At 71.2% G+C, this 18,783-nt stretch carries 22 protein-coding genes; 7 read left to right on the top strand and 15 right to left on the bottom strand.

What is annotated here, in order from left to right; translation table 11 throughout:
* The first annotated feature begins 226 nt into the window (after positions 1-226).
* A complete protein-coding gene (locus ACLZOT_RS33205; protein WP_416972833.1) occupies positions 227-1,102 on the top strand; it encodes an undecaprenyl-diphosphate phosphatase in 876 nt (291 codons plus the stop codon).
* A gap of 104 nt (positions 1,103-1,206) precedes the next feature.
* Here ACLZOT_RS33205 and ACLZOT_RS33200 read toward each other — a convergent pair whose 3' ends face one another.
* The gene (locus ACLZOT_RS33200) at positions 1,207-1,689 is read right to left on the bottom strand and encodes a hypothetical protein (RefSeq protein WP_416972832.1); all 483 of its coding nucleotides are present in this window, start codon (positions 1,687-1,689) and stop codon (positions 1,207-1,209) included.
* A gap of 112 nt (positions 1,690-1,801) precedes the next feature.
* Positions 1,802-2,314: a DinB family protein gene (locus tag ACLZOT_RS33195; protein ID WP_416972831.1), complete on the bottom strand. Its 513-nt coding sequence runs from the start codon at positions 2,312-2,314 to the stop codon at positions 1,802-1,804.
* Between the two features lie 111 nt (positions 2,315-2,425).
* Here ACLZOT_RS33195 and ACLZOT_RS33190 point away from each other — a divergent pair, with 111 nt between their 5' ends.
* Positions 2,426-3,328, top strand: a complete 903-nt coding sequence (locus ACLZOT_RS33190) for a Gfo/Idh/MocA family protein (RefSeq protein WP_416972830.1) — start codon at positions 2,426-2,428, stop codon at positions 3,326-3,328.
* Here the strand turns inward: ACLZOT_RS33190 and lnt are convergent.
* Both lnt and ACLZOT_RS33180 read right to left on the bottom strand, forming a co-directional pair.
* Positions 3,255-4,826 (bottom strand): apolipoprotein N-acyltransferase, encoded by a 1,572-nt coding sequence (lnt, locus tag ACLZOT_RS33185; RefSeq protein WP_416972829.1) that lies wholly within the window; start codon positions 4,824-4,826, stop codon positions 3,255-3,257. The two genes, ACLZOT_RS33190 and lnt, sit on opposite strands and share 74 nt — an antisense overlap.
* Before the next feature lie 48 nt (positions 4,827-4,874).
* The gene (locus tag ACLZOT_RS33180; protein ID WP_416972828.1) at positions 4,875-5,348 is read right to left on the bottom strand and encodes a nuclear transport factor 2 family protein; all 474 of its coding nucleotides are present in this window, start codon (positions 5,346-5,348) and stop codon (positions 4,875-4,877) included.
* A gap of 108 nt (positions 5,349-5,456) precedes the next feature.
* Between ACLZOT_RS33180 and ACLZOT_RS33175 the strand changes: the two genes are divergently transcribed.
* A complete protein-coding gene (locus ACLZOT_RS33175) occupies positions 5,457-6,053 on the top strand; it encodes a DUF4291 domain-containing protein (protein ID WP_416972827.1) in 597 nt (198 codons plus the stop codon).
* Between the two features lie 125 nt (positions 6,054-6,178).
* Positions 6,179-6,916: an SDR family oxidoreductase gene (locus tag ACLZOT_RS33170; protein WP_416972826.1), complete on the top strand. Its 738-nt coding sequence runs from the start codon at positions 6,179-6,181 to the stop codon at positions 6,914-6,916.
* A gap of 108 nt (positions 6,917-7,024) precedes the next feature.
* Here the strand turns inward: ACLZOT_RS33170 and ACLZOT_RS33165 are convergent, their stop codons facing one another.
* From ACLZOT_RS33165 to ACLZOT_RS33130, 8 genes are all read right to left on the bottom strand, one after another.
* Entirely contained in the window at positions 7,025-7,204 is a 180-nt protein-coding gene (locus ACLZOT_RS33165; protein ID WP_416972825.1) for a hypothetical protein, read from the bottom strand.
* A gap of 226 nt (positions 7,205-7,430) precedes the next feature.
* Positions 7,431-7,916: a hypothetical protein gene (locus tag ACLZOT_RS33160; protein ID WP_416972824.1), complete on the bottom strand. Its 486-nt coding sequence runs from the start codon at positions 7,914-7,916 to the stop codon at positions 7,431-7,433.
* A 310-nt stretch (positions 7,917-8,226) separates the two neighbouring features.
* Positions 8,227-8,913 carry a uracil-DNA glycosylase gene (gene ung, locus ACLZOT_RS33155; RefSeq protein ID WP_416972823.1) on the bottom strand — a complete coding sequence of 229 codons (687 nt, stop codon included), beginning with the start codon at positions 8,911-8,913 and terminating at the stop codon, positions 8,227-8,229.
* Positions 8,914-8,994: 81 nt separating this feature from the next.
* Positions 8,995-10,521, bottom strand: a complete 1,527-nt coding sequence (locus tag ACLZOT_RS33150) for an ABC transporter substrate-binding protein (RefSeq protein WP_416972964.1) — start codon at positions 10,519-10,521, stop codon at positions 8,995-8,997.
* Between the two features lie 229 nt (positions 10,522-10,750).
* Complete coding sequence (locus ACLZOT_RS33145; RefSeq protein ID WP_416972822.1) at positions 10,751-11,506, bottom strand: SDR family oxidoreductase; 756 nt, start codon at positions 11,504-11,506, stop codon at positions 10,751-10,753.
* Between the two features lie 13 nt (positions 11,507-11,519).
* Positions 11,520-12,281, bottom strand: a complete 762-nt coding sequence (fabG, locus tag ACLZOT_RS33140) for a 3-oxoacyl-ACP reductase FabG (RefSeq protein WP_416972821.1) — start codon at positions 12,279-12,281, stop codon at positions 11,520-11,522.
* A gap of 148 nt (positions 12,282-12,429) precedes the next feature.
* On the bottom strand, positions 12,430-12,870 hold the full coding sequence (locus ACLZOT_RS33135) for a DUF3037 domain-containing protein (protein ID WP_416972820.1): 441 nt from the start codon (positions 12,868-12,870) through the stop codon (positions 12,430-12,432).
* Positions 12,867-13,625 (bottom strand): HipA family kinase, encoded by a 759-nt coding sequence (locus tag ACLZOT_RS33130; protein ID WP_416972819.1) that lies wholly within the window; start codon positions 13,623-13,625, stop codon positions 12,867-12,869. Before ACLZOT_RS33130 ends, ACLZOT_RS33135 begins: the two co-directional genes overlap by 4 nt.
* Before the next feature lie 182 nt (positions 13,626-13,807).
* Between ACLZOT_RS33130 and ACLZOT_RS33125 the strand changes: the two genes are divergently transcribed.
* Positions 13,808-14,311, top strand: coding sequence for a Rieske (2Fe-2S) protein (locus tag ACLZOT_RS33125; protein ID WP_416972818.1), 504 nt, complete (start codon positions 13,808-13,810; stop codon positions 14,309-14,311).
* On the opposite strand, the gene ACLZOT_RS33120 is transcribed toward ACLZOT_RS33125, so the two are convergent.
* Positions 14,298-14,918 (bottom strand): cysteine hydrolase, encoded by a 621-nt coding sequence (locus ACLZOT_RS33120; protein ID WP_416972817.1) that lies wholly within the window; start codon positions 14,916-14,918, stop codon positions 14,298-14,300. The two genes, ACLZOT_RS33125 and ACLZOT_RS33120, sit on opposite strands and share 14 nt — an antisense overlap.
* 173 nt (positions 14,919-15,091) lie before the next feature.
* Between ACLZOT_RS33120 and ACLZOT_RS33115 the strand changes: the two genes are divergently transcribed.
* The gene (locus ACLZOT_RS33115) at positions 15,092-15,556 is read left to right on the top strand and encodes a pyridoxamine 5'-phosphate oxidase family protein (protein ID WP_416972816.1); all 465 of its coding nucleotides are present in this window, start codon (positions 15,092-15,094) and stop codon (positions 15,554-15,556) included.
* A 36-nt stretch (positions 15,557-15,592) separates the two neighbouring features.
* Here ACLZOT_RS33115 and ACLZOT_RS33110 read toward each other — a convergent pair whose 3' ends face one another.
* A complete protein-coding gene (locus ACLZOT_RS33110; RefSeq protein WP_416972815.1) occupies positions 15,593-16,495 on the bottom strand; it encodes a LysR family transcriptional regulator in 903 nt (300 codons plus the stop codon).
* Positions 16,496-16,569: 74 nt separating this feature from the next.
* Between ACLZOT_RS33110 and ACLZOT_RS33105 the strand changes: the two genes are divergently transcribed.
* Positions 16,570-17,493 (top strand): DMT family transporter, encoded by a 924-nt coding sequence (locus ACLZOT_RS33105; RefSeq protein WP_416972814.1) that lies wholly within the window; start codon positions 16,570-16,572, stop codon positions 17,491-17,493.
* Here the strand turns inward: ACLZOT_RS33105 and ACLZOT_RS33100 are convergent.
* Positions 17,438-18,763 carry an aminotransferase class I/II-fold pyridoxal phosphate-dependent enzyme gene (locus tag ACLZOT_RS33100; protein ID WP_416972813.1) on the bottom strand — a complete coding sequence of 442 codons (1,326 nt, stop codon included), beginning with the start codon at positions 18,761-18,763 and terminating at the stop codon, positions 17,438-17,440. The genes ACLZOT_RS33105 and ACLZOT_RS33100 overlap by 56 nt on opposite strands.
* Positions 18,764-18,783: the final 20 nt, after the last annotated feature.

The raw sequence follows: 18,783 nt of genomic DNA, 5'->3' as shown, positions 1-18,783 counted from the left end.
AACAGCCCAAAAGGGGCGAGAGGGGATGCGCCGGAGCGTCGGTACGACCATCGGACGAGCGGCCCGCACGGCCCCTGTGCCCGGCCTGTCCGCGTGGGACGCTACGCTGCCCCCTGCACCCGTTGATCTCCGCGCGCGGCGCGCTGCCGTGTCGTCGGTGGCCGCCGTCGCCGTGTTGTCCGCGCTTCTCGTCCGTTCCCGATCGGCACTTGGACTCCGTAACCTCATGTCTTGGTTTGAATCCCTCATCCTCGGACTCGTCCAGGGGCTGACCGAGTTCCTCCCCGTCTCCTCCAGCGCGCACCTGCGGCTCACCGCGGCGTTCTCCGGCTGGGAGGACCCCGGTGCCGCGTTCACGGCGATCACCCAGATCGGTACGGAAGCGGCGGTGCTGATCTACTTCCGCAAGGACATCGGGCGGATCATCGCCGCGTGGTGCAAGTCGCTCGTCAAGAAGGAGATGCGCTCCGACCACGACGCGAAGATGGGCTGGCTGGTGATCGTCGGCTCGATCCCGATCGGCGTCCTCGGTCTCACGCTCAAGGACCAGATCGAGGGCCCGTTCCGCGATCTGCGGATCACCGCGACGATGCTCATCGTCATCGGCGTCGTCATGGGCGTCGCCGACCGCCTCGCCGCCCGCGACGAGGCGGACCGCCGGCACCGCGCGCCCAAGCAGCGCAAGGCCCTGGAGAACCTCGGCGTCAAGGACGGCCTGATCTTCGGCCTCTGCCAGGCATGCGCCCTCATCCCCGGTGTCTCCCGCTCCGGCGCGACCATCACGGGCGGCCTCTTCATGGGCTACAAGCGCGAGGCCGCCGCACGCTACTCCTTCCTCCTCGCCATCCCCGCCGTCCTCGCGTCGGGCCTCTTCGAGACGAAGGACGCCCTGGAGAAGGACCACGTGTCCTGGGGCCCCACGATCTTCGCGACGGGCATCGCCTTCGTCACCGGATACGTAGTGATCTCGTGGTTCATGAAGTTCATCAGCACCAAGTCGTTCATGCCGTTCGTGTACTACCGGGTGGCGCTGGGCATCGTCATCATCGCGCTGGTGACGGCGGGGGTCCTGAGCCCGCACGCGGCGGAATCGGCGAGCTAGGGAGGGGCAACGCCCTAAAGGGGCGCGGGGAACTGCGCGACAAGCCACGACGGCCGCCGCAGCCGCCACACAACCCCACACCCCCCTTCGGCTGGCGCTTGGCACTACCTCCCGTACGCCTCGTCACAGATCCGAGCCTCGGGACTGTCCTCCCGCCACGCCCCGTACTGCCTCCCCAACGCGCACACATCCGCCTTGCGCCGCACCTCCGACTCCACATCGGGAATCTCGATCCGCGGCCCGGCAGGCTCATGGGGTGCGGCGGGACGCCGAGGGTGGACCTTCTTCTGCCGCCCCGCGTCCTCCCGCCCCCGCGCCGCAGGCACCGGCTCAGCTTCCGGCTCGGCCCGCCGCCGAGGCGCCGGCGCCGGCTCCGCGACCATCTCCAGCGCCTCCCGGGCCGGCGCCTGGATCACCCGGGCCCGCCCCTTCCCGTCGGGACGGGGCAACGGCGGCACAGCAGGCGCGGGCACGGGCACGGCGGAAGCCCCCGGCGCGGTCGGATGATGCTGGACGGTCACGCATCCGGTGAGAGCGGAGGCGGCCACGGTCATCAGCAGGGTCGCGGTAGTCGTCGTACGGTGCACCCGCGCAACTCTGTCGGCTCCGGCGCCCGAAGGGGCCGTGGACAAGCGGAGGTTGCCCCGCACGGGTGATCTCCTGCCCCGTACGGACGGCCCGTGTCAGCCGGAACTGACGTCACTCACCGGTGGCCCCGTCGATCCGCTCGCGCAGCAGGTCCGCGTGCCCGTTGTGCCGGGCATATTCCTCGATCATGTGCGTGTAGATCCACCGCAGGGTGAACGGCTCCTTGGTGGTGCGGCCCTTCCGCACGGAGAGCGTGTCCAGGCCGACCCCCTCGGCGCACCGCCTGGCCGCCGCGATCTCCCCCTGCCAGGTCTCGTACGCCTCCTTCCACGTATCCGCCTCGGTGAGGTGGAACTCCCCGTCGGGATCGGCGTCACTGAAGTAGATCGGCGCCGACTCCTCCCCCACGAGAACGTCCCGGAACCACCCCCGCTCCACCTCGGCCATATGCCGCACCAGCCCCATCAACGACAGCTCCGACGGCGGCACGGCGGCGGTCCTCAACTGCTCGTCGCTCAGCCCCTCGCACTTCCACGCCAGCGTGTCGCGGTGATACTCCAGCCACCCCTCCAGCATGTCGCGCTCGGAAGCGTTCTGGGCGGGCTCGGTACGTTCGATCGTCATGCCCGGCATGATCCCGTACGCCGCCCCACCCGGACCACGCGTTTTCACCCGCCCGGCGACTCCCGCACGTCCCCGTATGCTGCGGAGCGGACGGCGAGGTGAGGAGCACACGTGAAGGTCGGCTGCATCGGGCTCGGGGACATCGCGCAGAAGGCGTATCTGCCGGTGATCGGCGCGCAGGCGGGGATCGACCTGCATCTGCACACCCGAACGCCCGCGACGCTCAAGGAAGTCGGGGAGGCGTTGCGGGTGCCTGCCGCCCAACGGCACACCGGACTCGACGAGTTGCTCGCCCAGGACCTCGACGCCGCGTTCGTGCACGCGCCCACCGCCGCGCACCCGGAGATCGTGACGCGGCTCCTGGAGGCGGGCGTACCGACGTACGTCGACAAGCCGCTGGCGTATCAACTCGCCGACTGTGTACGGCTGGTGGAGCTGGCGGAGGCGCGCGGCGTGTCGCTGGCCGTCGGGTTCAACCGGCGGTACGCGCCCGGGTACACGCAGTGCGCCGACCACCCGCGTGAGCTGATCCTGATGCAGAAGAACCGCATAGGGCTTCCGGAGGACCCGCGCACGATGGTGTTCGACGACTTCATCCACGTCGTCGACACACTGCGGTTCCTCGTGCCGGGGGAGATCGGGGACGTCACCGTGCGCGGGCGGGTCGAGGACGGGCTGCTGCACCACGTCGTCCTCCAGCTCGCGGGCGACGGTTTCACCGCGCTCGGCGTGATGAACCGGCTCAGCGGGTCGAACGAAGAGGTCCTGGAGGTCTCGGGGCAGGACACGAAGCGGCAGGTCGTCAACCTCGCGGAGGTCATCGACCACAAGGGCCAGCCGAGTGTGCGGCGGCGCGGCGACTGGGTGCCGGTGGCCCGGCAGCGGGGCATCGAGCAGGCGGTGCTGGCGTTCCTCGACGCCGTGCGCGCGGGCAGGACGCTCAGCGCACGGGACGCGCTGGCGACTCATGAGCTGTGCGAGCGGGTCGTGCGCGAGGTGTCCGCCGCAGGGTGACGGCGTACGCGGCGAGCGCGAGGAGGGCCGCGTACACCGTCCAGTCGCCGTAACGGGCGTACAGGGTACGGCCGCCCGCGAGCGGGACCTCGTACACGGCCGTGCCGCTCGTGCTCGTGCCGAGGGTGCGGCCGACGCGGTGGCCCGACGGGTCGTAGACGGCGGAGACGCCGGTGAGCGTCGCGTGGACGAACGTGCGGCCCGTCTCGGCGGCGCGCAGGGCACCCAGCGAGGCGTGCTGCGCGGGGGCCCAGCTGTGCTGGAACGACGAGGTCGAGGACTGGGCCACCAGAAGGTCGGCGCCCTTGCGGGCGAGGCTGCGGCTCATGTCGGGGAACGCGGTCTCGAAGCACACCATCGGGCCGATCCGCAGGTCGGGGGCGATGTCCATGACGACCTGGCGCGTGCCGCGCTTGCGGTCCTCGCCGGCCGCCTTCCCCACGGACGTCGCCCAGCCGAGCAGCGAGCGCGCCGGGATGTACTCCCCGAACGGCACCAGCCGCATCTTGTCGTACCGGTCACCGGTCGGGCCGTCCGGGCCCACCAGGATCGAGCTCTTGTAGATGCCGGGCCGGTCCGAGCGGCGCGCGTCGACGTTCACGAGGATGTCCGCGCCGGTCGCGCCCGCCAGCGCGGCCAGCCGTCCGGCCAGGTCGGGGCGGTCCTTCAGGTCGTACCCGACGCTGCTCTCGCCCCACACGATCAGATCGACATCTTGTCCGACGAGCTGCCGGGTGAGCTGCTCCTCCCGGTCGAACCGGCGATCGGGGCCGTCGATCACGCCCGCCTGGACGACAGCGATCCGGGTCCGGCCGGTCGTCTCGGGGCGCGGGGCGCCGACGTACGCGGCGGAGGCCGTCGCGGTGGCGGCGAGCAGCGCGGCGAGGGCGGGCGTACGGGCCGCGGGTACGGCGATCAGGATCGCGAGGGCCGTGTTCACGGCGACGACGAGGAAGCTGACCAGCCAGACGCCGCCGACGGACGCGAGCCGCAACGCCGGTTCGACCTGCCACTGGCTGGCGCCCAGCATGCCCCAGGGGCCGCCGAGTCCCTGCCAGGAACGGACGAGTTCGACGAGGAGCCAGGCGGAGGGGAGGACGAGGAGGGCGGTGGCGGTCTGTTTCCGGGTGGGCCGGTTCCCATCGGTACGATCATCCGACTCGGCGCTTTCGGGGCCCGCCCCCAGCAGCCTCCGTACGAGCCACCCCCACGGCCCCCACAACGCCCCCAGCAGCCCGGCGATCACGAACGTGAACACGTTCAGGCTCGGCAGCAGCCAGTGGTGCATCGCCAGCATGAAGCCGAAGCCCCCGGCCCACCCCTCGTACACCGCCCGCCGCCCCGTCGGCGCGGTCCGCACGAGCAGCAGCCACGGCACGAGCGCCGCCCACGCCCACCACCACAGCCCCGGCGCGGGGAACGCGAGCACCGGCAGGGCGCCGGCGAGCGCGGCGAGCGCCGTACGGGCACGGGAGGAGGCCAACCAGCGGCTTGTCATACGGCGCCTCCCTGTCGATGTGCGTCCAGTGTGCGCGGGCCCGGCGATCTACGACAGGGGAGGCTCGGCCAGTCGGCGCCATTTCTCCTCGACGACGACCTCCGCGAACCGCCACCCCTCGTACGTCCGCACCAGCGCGAACGCGTACCGCCCCCCGGCGACGAAGTCCGGCACCGTCCCGGGCGCGTCACCGTTCGCGAACCGCATCGGGTTGACGAAGTCGGCCTGCACCCGGGCCGTGTCGCCCACGTCCTGCTCCAACTGCCCGAACCGCACCCGCCGGTTGACGATCAGATGCTGGCGCATCGCGAACAGCGGCATGCTCCGCGCCAGCCACCCCACGACCTCCCCCACACCCCCCTCGATCCCCCCGGCCGACCGGTAGTCGGCCCGCCCCTCCCCCGCGAACAACGCCTCGTACGCCGCCCAATCGGCGTCGTCGACGGCCCTCGCGTAGTCTGTGATCAGCTCGTCGACGGCCAACCGGTCCATCACGGTGGCAAGCTCCACACGCTGGGTCATACGACCGAGTGTTGGGGATCACCCCGACCCAGCCAAGGGCCCGTGTCAAACCGTCCTTGAGTTGATATTCGGTGGCCCCGCCCGCGCCCGAGCGGCGACGCTGGTGGCGTGAACCATCCGAAGTACCAGATCCGCGCCCGCCACACCGACACCACCCTCACCGTCTACCAGGCGTACCGCCCCGAGATCGGCGTCCCGGCGGCCCGCGACGGCCGGTTCCCGGCGGCGTGGAGCCGACAGCGGATGACATGGATCAAGCCCAGTTTCCTGTGGATGATGTACCGCTGCGGGTGGGCCGAGAAGGAGGGCCAGGAGACCGTTCTCGCCGTCGAGATCCGGCGGGAGGGGTTCGAGTGGGCGCTGCGCAACGCCTGTCTCTCGCATCACGTGCCGGAACTGCACGGTGAACTGGCCGACTGGAAGCGGCAGTTGAAGCGGGCTCCGGCGCGGGTGCAGTGGGATCCGGAGCGGAGTCTGCGGCTGGGGGCGCTGCCGCATCGGTCACTGCAACTGGGGCTGGCCCGGGAGGCGACGGAGCGGTACGCGGACGACTGGATCGTGGGGATCGAGGACGTCACGGGGCTCGCGCAGGAGGTCCACGCGCGGGTGCGGGCGGGCCAACTCGACGCGGCGAACGCGCTGTTGCCGCAGGAGCGGCCGTACGAGGTGGACGAGGCGTCGCTCGCGCATCTGCGCAGGGGGTGAGCCGCCCGAACAGCCCCCGTCCGCCTCGCCGTTGCCGAACGAACGACCGTATGCCGCGAGCGGCACGGCGCTCACGGCCCGGGATCTATCGTGAAGTTCGCCGTCGCACACCCCGGAGGTCCCCCATGTCCCCTGTCACTGTGGTCACCGGCGGGAGCCGGGGTATCGGCGCGGCGATCTCCCGGCGGCTGGCGGCCGACGGCCACGACGTGGCGATCGGGTACGTCCGGGATGCCAGCGCCGCCGAGGCCGTGGCCGGCGCGGTCCGGGACGCCGGTGCGCGTGCCGTCGCCGTACGCGTCGACACGTCCGTCGAGGCGGACGTGGAGCGGCTGTTCGAGGTCGCCGAGGGGGAACTCGGGGCGGTGACGGGGCTCGTGAACAACGCGGGGGTGACCGGGCCGCCGGGGCGCCTCGCGGACGCCGACCCCGCGGACCTGCGGCGCGTCGTGGACGTCAACTTCCTCGGTGTGCTGCTGTGTTCACGCCGGGCCGCGCGGCTGATGGCCTCTCGGGGCGCCGGGTCGATCGTCAACATCTCGTCCGCCGCGGCGACGCTGGGGAGCCCCGGGGACTATGTGCACTACGCCGCGAGCAAGGCGGCCGTCGACGCGCTGACCGTCGGCCTGTCGAAGGAGCTCGGCACCGACGGGATCCGTGTCAACGCGGTCGCGCCCGGGATGATCGACACGGAGATGCACGCGGCGATGGGGGACCCGGACCGGGCACACCGGGCGGCGTCGGCGATCCCGCTGGGGAGACCCGGGCGGGCCGAGGAGATCGCGGGGGCGGTGGCGTGGCTGCTGTCGGGGGAGGCGGCGTACACGACGGGGGCGGTGCTGCGGGTGGCGGGCGGGAGGTGAGGGGCCGGGCGGATCCGGGGTGCGTCGGAGTGCCGTAGCACCTCAAAGGCGCCGGGGGGCCTCGACTCAAGGTGCCTCGCAGCGTCGGCGCGTCCTGACAGCGAAGCCCTACGCCGCCTCGACGACCCCGCCCCTGATCGCCTCGGCCCACTCCACGACCAGCGCCTCGTACTCCGCGCGCTCGTGCGCCGACAGCGACCCTCCCGCGCGCAGCCACAACGACCTGATCCGCTCGTTCAATTCGGCAGCGGACCGCGCGGAACCAGGGGCATGAGGATGGGGGGACATGCGGACAAGCGTAGGGGCAAGCGCTGACAGTCCGCTACCGCCCGGCTACCCGAACCGTATGGGGTTGGTCACGGCCTTGTGGATCAACACCCGTACGGCTCCGCCGGGTTGACGCCACACGCCCTACGCCACACACCACGCGCCCTACGCCGCATGCCCCACGCACACCCCGCACACCAGGCCCCGTACACGTACGCCGGACGCCGGGCACCACCCGTACGCCCCCTCACCGCACAGCCGGCCCCCAGAACCCCCACCCTTCCCCGTCCCCCTCCCCCAACCGCCCCGCAAGCCGCTCGATCGCCTCCCGCACCCCCGAGCTGTACCCGTCCTCCCCCAGCCCCCGCGCCGCCACCCGAGCCGCCCGCAGATGGGTGCGTGCCGCGTCGGGCCGCCCGAGCTTCTCGTAGTCGGCGGCGAGGTTGAGGTGGAGGGAGGGATAGAGCGAGCGGACGGCGGACGGCGTCTCCTCGGCGGCGGTCAGCGCCCGCAGGTCCCAGGCCAGCTCGTCGGAGGGGTCGTCCTGCGTGTCGGCGAGGTAGTGGGCGAGGGTGCACCGGTGGACCGCCGCCCCGTCCTCCCCCACCTCGCCCCACATCTCCAGGAGCCGGTCGCGCGCCTCTTCCCGGTCGCCCCCGTGATGCAACATCACGACCTGCCCGATCCGCGTCAACAACGCGTCCACGGCCTCCTGCTCCCGCTGCTCCGCCACCGCGTCCTCCGTGCCAGATCGTTCCTGCGTCCCCCCGACGCTAACCGCACGGACCGACGATCCCGGTCGGCGACACCAGACACCAGGCACCGGACACCGGCACCCGGCACCCGGCACCCGGCACCCGGCACCCGGCACCCGGCACCCGGCACCCGGCACCCGGCACCCGGCAGCGGACACCAGCCCCGGACACCACACCCGACAGCCCCCGCCCTCCTGGCCACCCCCGGCGCGGCCGGCCGACGCGTGCCCCCACACAACGCCGGCCGACCAAAGCCAAAGCCGCAGCCGAACCCGAAGCCCCCCGGCCTCACTTCAGATTCGGCACCGTCCAGTCGATCGCCTCGTGCCCCTGCGCAGCCACCGCGTCATTGATCTGCGTGAACGGCCGGGACCCGAAGAACCCCCCCTTCGCGGACAGCGGCGAGGGATGCACCCCCTGCACCACCACGTGCCGCGACTCGTCGATGAGCCGGGCCTTCTTCTGCGCGTAGGCCCCCCACAGCACGAACACGGCGGGATCCGGCCGCGAGGCCACCGCCTTGATGACCGCGTCCGTGAACTTCTCCCACCCCTTGTTCTTGTGGGAGTTGGCCTCACCGCCGCGGACGGTCAGCACGGCGTTGAGCAGCAGCACCCCCTGCTGGGCCCACGGCATCAGGTAGCCGTTGTCCGGGATCGGCGCCCCCAGCTCGGAGTTCATCTCCTTGTAGATGTTCCGCAGGGACGGCGGGATCCGCACCCCGGGCCGGACGGAGAAGCACAGCCCGTGCCCCTGCCCCTCCCCGTGGTACGGGTCCTGACCGAGGATCAGCACCTTCACCTGCTCGTACGGCGTGGCCTCCAGCGCGGCGAAGACCTCCTCGCGCGGCGGATAGACGGGACCCTTCGCCCGCTCCTCCTCCACGAACTCGGTCAGCTCCTTGAAGTAGGGCTGCTGAAGTTCGTCCCCCAGGACCCCGCGCCAGGACTCGGGCAGCATGGCGGTGTCGGTCACGTCATCGTCCTTCGGTCGTGCGATGTCTTCCAGTCCTCAGAACTTACCGCCGCCCACTGACAATCGGCCCCGGAACCCCTCTCACCAGCTCGTCTTCCGGGACAGCTCCCACACCATCATGATGGTCGCCGGGTCCAGCGAGCGTTCCCCGCCCGCGATGTCCTCGTCCGCGGCGAGGTACTGCTTGCCCTGCCACAGCGGCAGCAGCCGTACGTCGTCGACGAGGAGCCGTTGGGCCTCCTGGAAGTCCTTGACGACGTCGGCCCGGTCGCTCTGCTGGCGTGAGCGCGGCAGCAGCACGTCGGTGATCTTTCTGGCGTCGTACGGCGTCCCGAGCGCGTTCTGCTGCCCCACGAACGGCGCGATGAAGTTGTCGGGGTCGGGGAAGTCGGGTTGCCACCCACGCCCGAACACCGGGTACTCGCCCTTCTGGTAGCCGAGGACGTACGCGTTCCACGGCCGGCTCTTGAGCGTGACCGTGAACAGCCCGGAGGCGTCCAACTGGGCCTTGATCTCCTTGAATTCGAGCCCGGTGTCGGAGCCGTACCGGTCGGTGGTGTACCAGAGGGTGAGCGGTACGGGCGTGCTGACGTCGGCCTCGGCGAGGATCTTGCGCGCCTTGCCGACGTCGGGTTCGCCGAAGACGTCGAAGTAGGGCGTCGTGTGTCCGGTGAGGCCCTGCGGGACCATGGAGTACAGCGGTTCGACGGTGTCCTGGTAGACCTTGTGGGCGATGGCGGCCCGGTCGACGGTCTGGGCGACGGCCTTGCGGACGGCGACGTTGTTCGCGGCCGGGTCCTTGGGGTTGAAGACGAGGTAGTTGATGGCGCTCCCGGCGCCCTCGTGCAGTTCGAGCCCCTTGTTGTCGTCGGTCTTGTTCTCCAGGGCGACGACGTCGTCGGCGGCGAGCCCCTGGTAGGTGATGTCGATCCGGCCGTCGCGCAGGGCCTTGACCATGGTGGCCGAGTCCTGGAAGTAGCGGATGGTGACGGCGTCGTTCTTGCGCTTGGCGAGCCCCTTGTACGACGGGTTGCGCACCAGGACGGCTTCGCCGCCCTGGTCGTAGGCGTCGAGCCGGTAGGGGCCGGAGCCGATGATCCGGGAGTCCTTGCGCAGCGAGTTGTCGGGGTAGGAGACGGCCGGTACGAGGGAGAGCGCGGGGGTGGCGAGGACGAACGGGAAGGTCGCGTCGGGCTTGTTGAGCCGGAAGACGACCTCGCGCTCGCCCCGGGTCTCGACCTTGTCGAGGGAGCCGAGGAGACCCGCGGGGCCGGTCTGCGCGTTGATCGCGCGGATGCGGTCGACGGAGTGCTTGACGGCGGCGGCGTCGAGCTTGTCGCCGTTGGAGAACTTCAGGCCCTGTCTCAACTCGCAGGTGTAGGTGCGGTGATCGGTGCTGAAGGCGCAGCTCTGGGCGGCGTCGGGCTCGGGCGCGGTCGCCCCGTTCGGGTAGGCGAGCAGCGTCTGGTAGACGTTGCGGAACAGCTCCCAGGAGCCGTCCCAGGCGCCGGCCGGGTCGAGGGTGCTGGGCGCGCTGGTGGTGCCCACGACGATGGGCCCCTTCTCCCCGGAGCCGCTGTCGGAGAGGTACCCGCAGCTCACCACCATCCCGAGCGAGGCGAACGCCGCCGCACCCCGCAGGCTTCGCTTCTTGAACACGCGCACGCTCCTCGATCAGCCGTACCAAGGGGGGTTGGCGCGAGACCCTACCGCAGTGCGGGGCGGCGTGAACCGGTTCCTCGTACACGTATTCGTACGGCGGCTACGTACGCCGAAGGCGCCGCCCCAGGTCAGGAGCGACGCCTTCACAAAGAGGCCCGGAGAGGCCCGACTGGGCTTATCCCACAGCGGCGTTGAGGAAGATCCCGCCGTCGACCACGAGCGTCTGGCCGGTGATCCAGTCGGACTGGTCGGACGTCAGGAACGCGGCCGTGCCCCCGATGTCGGAGGGGACGCCGAGCCGGCCGAGGGGGTAGGCGGCAGCGGCCTCCGCCTCGCGGCCCTCGTACAGCGCCTCGGCGAACTTGGTCTTGACGACGGCCGGGGCGATGGCGTTGACCCGGACCTTCGGCGCGAACTCGTGCGCGAGCTGCTGGGTGAGGTTGATCATCGCGGCCTTGCTCATGCCGTAGGCGGCGATGAACGGCGAGGGCGCGATGCCGGACACGGAGGCGATGTTGACGATCGCGCCGCCGTTGTCCTTCTGCCAGGCGTGCCAGGTCTTCTGGGCGAAGCCGAGCGCGGAGATGACGTTGGTCTCGTAGACCTTGCGGGCGACGTTCAGGTCGAGGTCGGCGAGCGGCCCGAACACCGGGTTGGTACCGGCGTTGTTGACCAGGAAGTCGACGCGTCCGAAGGCTTCCATCACGCGGTCGACGGCCTCGGCCTGGTGGTCGAGGTCGTGCGCCTTGCCGGCGACGCCGATGACCCGGTCGGCGCCGAGCTTCTCGACGGCTTCCTTGAGGGCGTCCTCGTTGCGGCCGGTGATGCACACGCGGTCGCCGCGGGCGACGAGGGCCTCGGCGACGCCGTACCCGATGCCTCGGCTGGCGCCGGTGACCAGCGCGACCTTGCCGGAGAGTTCCACAGTCATGGCTTCGTGCTTCCTAGTTGAGCGGGCCGCCGGCGACGTACAGGACCTGGCCGGAGACGAATCCGGCCGCCTCGCCGGTGAAGAAGGCGATGGCGTTCGCGATGTCCTCGGGCTCGCCGACGCGCTGGACGGGGATCTGGGTGGCGGCGGCCTTCTTGAAGTCCTCGAAGTCCATGCTGACCCGGTCGGCGGTGGCCTTGGTCATCTCGGTGGCGATGAAGCCGGGCGCGACGGAGTTGGCGGTGATGCCGAACTTGCCGAGTTCGATGGCGAGGGTCTTGGTGAAGCCCTGCAACCCGGCCTTGGCGGCGGAGTAGTTGACCTGGCCGCGGTTGCCGAGCGCCGAGGAGGAGGAGAGGTTGACGACCCGGCCGAACCCGGCGTCGACCATGTGCTTCTGCACGGCGCGGGTCATCAGGAACGAGCCGCGCAGGTGGACGTTGAGGACGGTGTCCCAGTCGGAGGCGCTCATCTTGAACAGCAGGTTGTCGCGCAGGACGCCCGCGTTGTTGACGAGGATCGTCGGGGCGCCCAGCTCGGCGGCGACCCGTGCGACGGCGGCCTCGACCTGCGCCTCGTCGGAGACGTCCGCGCCGACGGCGATGGCCTTGCCGCCGGCCGCGGTGATCTTCTCGACGGTGTCCTTGCAGGCGGCCTCGTCCAGGTCGATCACGGCGACCGCGCGGCCCTCGGCGGCCAGCCGTACGGCGGTGGCGGCGCCGATGCCGCGTGCCGCGCCGGTGACGATCGCGACGCGCTGTTCTGTGGTGGACATGTGCTGCTTCTCCTCGCCCTTGAGAAAACCATCTGGAGAAAATCCGCGGCCCCGAAACTCGGTGAGCAACCGCTTAGTACCTTCGCCACCCGTGACGCTAGAAGCCCCGGCACTCCGTGTCAACGGGCCACCCGGCCACTGTGATCCATTACCTCACCAGCAGATCCAGCAGCCGCTCGGCCTCCGCCTCCGGGTCCCCGGTCAGCCCCGTGTGCACGGGCCCCGGCTGCACGACGGCCGACCTCGGCGCCACGAGCCACCGGAACCGCTTCCCCGGATCGTCCCCGGCGCTCTGCCCGCCGGCCCCGCAGACCCGCTCCACGGCCCCCAGAGCCGCCCGCACGCCCTCGACGTCCGCCCGGGGGTCGAGAGCCAGCAACCGCGCCTCGTCGAGGTGCGTACGGGCCCCCACGTACCCCTTGGCGCGGCAGTACACCAGCACGCCCGCGTTGACGCACTCGCCGCGCTCCACGCGCGGGACGATGCGCAGCAGCGCGTACTCGTAGACGTCCCCGGCGGTGCCGCGCCCGTCGCGGGTGATGTGCCGCTCGGTGAGCTGGCCGGCCATGTGGGTGAGGTGCTCGGTCATGCGCTGATCCCCTTCACGCGGGTGTGGATGTCGGCCGCCCGCGCCAGCAGCGGTGCCGCGTACGCCCGCCGCAGCGCGTCGGGGTCGTCGAAGCCGGCCTCGCCGGTCAGCCACTCGTCCGGGATCTCGGCGGTGACCTCGGCGAGGAGGTCCTCGGTGACCTGGGGGGCGAGGTCGGCGGCGGCGCCCGCCACATCGGGGCCGAAGGAGATCAGCGCGTGGTCGGCGGCGTCGTAGGGACGCGCGGCGGAGGCTTCGGCGGCGGGCCAGTTGTGGTGCCAGATCATCGTCGCGCCGTGGTCGATGAGCCAGAGTTCGTCGCGGTGCATGAGCAGGTTGGGGTTGCGCCAGGACCGGTCGACGTTGTTGACCAGCGCGTCGAACCAGACGATCCGCCCGGCGTCCTCGGCGCTCACCTCGAAGGCGAGCGGGTCGAAGCCGAGCGCCCCGGAGAGGAAGTCCATGCCGAGGTTGGTGCCGCCGCTGGAGCGGATCAGGTCCTGCACCTGCTGGTCGGGTTCGGCGAGTCCGAGGACCGGGTCGAGCTGGACGGTGACCAGGCGCGGCATGCGGAATCCGAGCCGCCGGGCGAGTTCCCCGCAGACGACCTCGGCGACCAGTGTCTTGCGGCCCTGGCCCGCGCCGGTGAACTTCAGGACGTAGGTCCCGAAGTCGTCGGCCTCGACAAGACCCGGCAGCGAACCGCCCTCCCGCAGGGGCGTGATGTAGCGGGTGGCGGTGACGTCCTTGAGCATTCGCCCAGGTTACCGAGGGCGCGTCGACAGCTCGACGACAGCTCTGGCTTACGCCCGCCCGACCGCGGACCCGCGAGTATCGCGGCACGTCCGGATCGGGGCCGCGCTGAACGGCTCGCGGCCAGGACCCGTACCCCTGTACGTATCCCGAGAATCCCACCCCCACGAAGGGAATCGTCAGCATGACCAGCGGACCGCTCAAACCCCTCGCAGGACCCGCCCGTCGTACCGTCGTGACGGCGGCCGGAGCGGCGGGGCTCGCCGTGGCGCTGACCGCGTGCGGAAGTTCCGACGACGACTCGTCGGCGGCGACCGGTTCGAACGACAACGGCACCACCGGCTCGACCGGTTCGACGGGCACGTCCGAGTCCCCGGCGGCCACCGGCGGCGCGGCGGGCGGCACCGCCCTGACCACGACCGCCGACATCCCCGAGGGCGGCGGCAAGGTCTTCGCCTCGGAGAAGGTCGTCGTCACCCAGCCGACGGCCGGCACCTTCAAGGCGTTCTCGGCCGTCTGCACCCACCAGGGCTGTGCGGTCAAGAGCGTGGCGGACGGCGTCATCAACTGCCCCTGCCACCAGAGCAACTTCTCCATCGAGGACGGCAGCGTGAAGAGCGGCCCGGCCCAGAAGCCGCTTCCCTCGGTGAACATCGCGGTCAGCGGCACCGACATCACCCTGGCGTAGCCCGGGAGTTCAGCCCTGCCACCACCTCGTCCGTGGTCGCGACCGTAGCGACCAATCCGAGGGTGTGGCGGACCATCGCGGGGGTGTACTCCGACGGCACCCCCGCGACGGCGTCCGACGCGACGACGACCGTGTAGCCCAAGTTCACCGCGTCGAAAACGGAGTTGGGGATCGCGACATTCGCCGACACCCCGACGACGATCAGCGTCCGGCACCCCAGGTTCCGCAGCAGCGCGTCCACTTCGGTCCCGTGCAGCGGAGACAGCCCGTGCAGTCTCCGTACGACGATGTCGCGCCCGTCCACCTCGATCGGCGCCGCGACCCGCACCGCGCGCGAACCGGCGAGCTGCTGGACGGGCAGCCGCTCGGCGGCCCGGAAGAGCCGCGCGTTACGGCTGGCGCCCTTCCCGTCGGCCCGGCGTTCCGCGACCGCGTGGACGACCTGTACGCCCGCCCCGTGCGCGGCGGCGACCAGTCGGGCGACGTTGTCGAGGGCGCCCGACTTCCTTGCCTCGGCGGCGAGTTGAGGCAGGGCGGCGTCCTCGCCGACGACCCCTTCCTGGCACTCCACCGTGAGCAGAACCGTATTCTCGGTGTCGAGAATCACATCTCCCCCTGGCTTCCGGGACGCCCGAGAGGGTAGCCACCATTGCGTCGGCCCGGAAGGGCACCCATCCTGTTTCCTGACGGGCCGTCAGAGGATCTTTCGGTGTCCTGTGAGGAAACCGGGCGGGGCCGGACGCAAGGAAAGACGAAAGAACCAACAGAAAAGGGGGCCGCATGACTGTCACTCAGCGTCGGGGCCGCAAGATCATGATGACGCCGGGGGAGCTGGACGAGTTCCTCGACACCCAGCGCACCTGCCGGGTGGCCACGGTGTCGACGGACGGCACTCCGCACGTCAGCGCCCTGTGGTTCCTGTGGGACGGCAGCTCACTGTGGCTGTACTCGGTCGTGCGCAGCAAGCGCTGGACCCATCTGCGCCGCGACCCGCGCGTCGCGGTCGTCGTCGACACCGGCGAGGAGTACGACCAGCTCCGGGGCGTCGAGCTGTCCGGGACCGTCGAGTTCGTCGGCGAGATCCCGCGCACGGGCGAGCTGTGCGCCGAACTCGACGCCGTGGAGACCCGGTTCGCCCGCAAGAACTTCCGGGTGGACGCGATGCCGCACGACGGACGGCACGCGTGGATCCGGCTGACGCCTCAGAAGGTGGTGTCGTGGGACTTCCGGAAGCTGGGGGCGTGAGCGGGGAGTTGGCGAGGCCCGGAACCTGACGTCCAGTCACCGCACCTTCTCCGACGCCGACTTGAGCGCCTCCACCGCCGCCCTGATCGACGGGCGGCGGTCGGCGTCGGCCCGCCAGACGACGTACACATGACGGCGCACGTCCTGCTTCAGCGGTACGGTCACCACGCCCTCCGGCACCGGGTTGCGGCCCAGCAGGGGCGCGATGCAGACGCCCAACCCGGCCTGGACGAGCCCGAGTTGGGTGTGCGTCTCGTTGGCCTGGTGGGCCATCAGCGGTTCGACGCCCCGCGCCCGCAGCGTGAACTTGAGCCACTCGTGGCAGAACTCGCCCTCCGCCCACATCACCCAGCCGTCCTCGGCGAACTCCCCGAGGTCGGCCTCCGCGCGTCCGGCGAGCGGATGGTCCGCCGGCAGCGCGACGGCGACCGGGTCGTCGAGGAGGTGCGCCTTGGCGAGCCCGTCCGGCAGCGGCATCGGCTTGTTGTACCAGTCGAGGACGACGGCCAGGTCCAGGTCCCCGCTCACCACCCCGGCGACCCCGCGCTCGGGCTCCAGCTCCCGCGAGCGCACCCGCAGCGCCGGATAGTCCCGCCGCAGGGCGCCGAGCGCGGCCGGGAACAGCCCCCGCGCGGCCGTCGGGAACGCCGAGATCCGCAGCTCCCCGGCGACCTCGCCGCGCTGCGCCTCAAGGTCGGCCTCGGCGATCTCGACCTGCGACAGGATGCGCCGCGCGTGCTCGGCGAGCAGCACCCCGGCGTCCGTCAGCCGCACCCCGCGCCCGTGCTTGGCGAGCAGCTGCCGCCCGGTCTCGCGCTCCAGCTTGGCCAGCTGCTGGGAGACCGCCGAGGTCGTGATGTGCAGGGCCAGGGCCGCGGCGCTCACGGAGCCGTGCCGGGCGAGGGCGTCGAGGGTGCGCAGGCGCTCCAGGTTCAACATATAAGCAATGCTACGAGATACCTCGCTCGAATTCTCGATTGTGCTACGAGATCGGCTCCCCCAGAGTGGACCCCATGAGTCACCTGGACTGGCGCCTTCGCTTCGCCGCCCTCTCCCTGATCTGGGGTTTCAGCTTCCTGTTCATCAAGGTCGGCACAGACGGCTTCGCCCCGCTCCAGGTCACCCTGGGCCGCCTGCTCTTCGGTACGGCGGTCCTGGCGGTCGCCCTCGCGGTGAAGCGGGAACGCCTCCCCCGGGGCGCCCGCGTCTGGGCCCATCTGACGGTCGCCGCGTTCCTCCTCAACGCCCTGCCGTTCTCCCTCTTCGCCTACGCCGAGCTGACCATCCCCTCCAGCCTCGCCGGGATCTGCAACGCGACGACCCCGCTGTGGGGCATGGCCCTCTCCCTGGTCGCCCTCTCCGAGGACCGCCCCACCCGCGTCCGCTTCGCGGGCCTCGCGCTCGGCTTCCTCGGCGTCCTCACGGTCCTCGGCGCCTGGCAGGGCTTCACCGGCCTGGAGCCCCGGGGCACCGCCCTCGCCCTCGCGGCCTCCTTCAGCTACGCCGTCGGCTGGATCTACGTACGCCGCACGCTGTCCACCCGGACGGAGTCGGCACTCTCCCTGACCGGCGGGCAACTCCTCGTCGCAACCGTCCAGTTGGCGGTGATCACCCCGTTCCCGCACAGCTTCCCGACGCCGTCGCTCCTGTCGGTGGCGGCGCTGGGAGCGCTGGGCACGGGGCTGGCGTTCCTGATGCAGTACGGGCTGGTGGCGGAGGTGGGTCCGACGACCGCGCAGATGGTCACGTACTTCACGCCGGTGATCGCGACGGTGGCGGGGACGGCGTTCCTGGGGGAAACGCTGACGTGGTCGACGCCGGTGGGGGCGGTGATCGTGCTGGCGGGGGCGGCCCTGACCCAGGTCAGATCCTCCAGCTCGGCTACACCACCCCCCAGGCGGAAGAGCCCTTCACAGCCTCAGCCACAGCATCGGTGAATTCCTCCACCTCCTCCTCCCGCACAGTGGAGACCGTCACCCGGATTCCCGGCCCGGAATTCACCCGGAACCGCCCGCCGGCGGCCACCGCCCACCCCTCTCTCAACAGTCGGGCCACCACCCCCGTCTCGTCCTGAACGGGAATCCACACCGCCAGTCCGCTCCTTCCCCGAGCCTCGATCCCCCGTTCCCGCAAGGCGTCGATCAGCATTTCCCGCCGTGCCCGATAAACCCCGCCCACGACCGCCGGATCCACTCCTCCCTGCTCCCACAGCCACACCACGGCCCGCTGCACCAGCAGACTCACCCACCCCGCCCCCAGCCGCTGCCGCCCCCGGACCCGGTCCACGGTCACCGCGTCCCCGGTCATCACGGCGACCCTGAGATCGGGCCCATAAGCCTTGGCGACCGACCGCACAAAAGCCCAGTGGCGGGTGACCCCGGCCAGGGAATGAAGCGGCAGATCCACGATCCCGTGCCCGTGGTCGTCCTCGATCACCAGAATTTCGGGAAACTCCTTCAGAAGCCTGCGCATTTCCCGGGCACGCTCAAAACTCACGGCGGCCCCCGTAGGGTTCTGCGCCCGGTCGGTGACCACGACGGCCCGCACCCCGGATTCCAGGGCGGCCTTCACCGACGGGACGACAGGCCCTTCGTCATCGACGGCGAAGGGCACCACCCGGAGCCCGAGCGCCGGCACGAGATCGAGCATCCGGTTCCACCCGGGATCCTCGACGGCGACAGCGTCCCCGGGCTTCAGATGCACCCCCAGCACCCGCTCGACCGCGTCCAACGCCCCTGACGCGACGACCAGTTCCCCCGCCGGCACCCCGTCCGCGTCGAACGCGGCCCGCGCCAGCCTCCCCAACTCCGCGTCGACGGGCGCCTGCCCGTACAGCACCGGCGCCCGGGCGGCCGTCGCCGCCGCGAACGCGGGCCCGAGCGGCGGCAGCAGCACCGGATCAGGGTTCCCGTCGGCAAGGTTGCGCACCCCCGCCGGCACGGAGACGACCGGCCGCTCCCTCCCGGTCGTAGCGGGCCGCGCCCGCACCCGGGAGCCCCGCCGTCCCTGCGTCTCGATGACCCCGCGCTCCCGCAGGAGGCGGTACGCGGCGGCGACGGTGTTGGGATTCACGCCGAGCGACACGGCCAACTCCCGCATGGGCGGCAGCAGTTGACCGGGCTCCAGCGCCCCCGTCCCCACCGCGCGCTCGATGCTCGCGGAAATGTCGGCCGCACGCCGACCTTCGATCGGATATTCTCCTAGCACAAACACAATTATGCACTAGT

Source organism: Streptomyces sp. 4F14, assembly GCF_048159485.1.
In the GTDB taxonomy this organism is placed as follows: Bacteria; Actinomycetota; Actinomycetes; order Streptomycetales; family Streptomycetaceae; genus Streptomyces.
The sequence above is the reverse complement of the archived record's forward strand: the minus strand, read 5'-3'. Positions and strand labels throughout refer to the sequence as shown.

Bases quoted from the DNA above. Each gene is read 5' to 3' on its own strand.
- ACLZOT_RS33205 (WP_416972833.1), top strand. From the start codon at position 227: ATGTCTTGGTTTGAATCCCTCATCCTCGGACTCGTCCAGGGGCTGACC.
- ACLZOT_RS33195 (WP_416972831.1), bottom strand. From the start codon at position 2,314: ATGACGATCGAACGTACCGAGCCCGCCCAGAACGCTTCCGAGCGCGAC.
- lnt (WP_416972829.1), bottom strand. From the start codon at position 4,826: ATGACAAGCCGCTGGTTGGCCTCCTCCCGTGCCCGTACGGCGCTCGCC.
- ACLZOT_RS33180 (WP_416972828.1), bottom strand. From the start codon at position 5,348: ATGACCCAGCGTGTGGAGCTTGCCACCGTGATGGACCGGTTGGCCGTC.
- ACLZOT_RS33170 (WP_416972826.1), top strand. From the start codon at position 6,179: ATGTCCCCTGTCACTGTGGTCACCGGCGGGAGCCGGGGTATCGGCGCG.
- ACLZOT_RS33165 (WP_416972825.1), bottom strand. From the start codon at position 7,204: ATGTCCCCCCATCCTCATGCCCCTGGTTCCGCGCGGTCCGCTGCCGAA.
- ACLZOT_RS33150 (WP_416972964.1), bottom strand. From the start codon at position 10,521: ATGGTGGTGAGCTGCGGGTACCTCTCCGACAGCGGCTCCGGGGAGAAG.
- ACLZOT_RS33145 (WP_416972822.1), bottom strand. From the start codon at position 11,506: ATGACTGTGGAACTCTCCGGCAAGGTCGCGCTGGTCACCGGCGCCAGC.
- fabG (WP_416972821.1), bottom strand. From the start codon at position 12,281: ATGTCCACCACAGAACAGCGCGTCGCGATCGTCACCGGCGCGGCACGC.
- ACLZOT_RS33135 (WP_416972820.1), bottom strand. From the start codon at position 12,870: ATGACCGAGCACCTCACCCACATGGCCGGCCAGCTCACCGAGCGGCAC.
- ACLZOT_RS33130 (WP_416972819.1), bottom strand. From the start codon at position 13,625: ATGCTCAAGGACGTCACCGCCACCCGCTACATCACGCCCCTGCGGGAG.
- ACLZOT_RS33125 (WP_416972818.1), top strand. From the start codon at position 13,808: ATGACCAGCGGACCGCTCAAACCCCTCGCAGGACCCGCCCGTCGTACC.
- ACLZOT_RS33115 (WP_416972816.1), top strand. From the start codon at position 15,092: ATGACTGTCACTCAGCGTCGGGGCCGCAAGATCATGATGACGCCGGGG.
- ACLZOT_RS33110 (WP_416972815.1), bottom strand. From the start codon at position 16,495: ATGTTGAACCTGGAGCGCCTGCGCACCCTCGACGCCCTCGCCCGGCAC.
- ACLZOT_RS33105 (WP_416972814.1), top strand. From the start codon at position 16,570: ATGAGTCACCTGGACTGGCGCCTTCGCTTCGCCGCCCTCTCCCTGATC.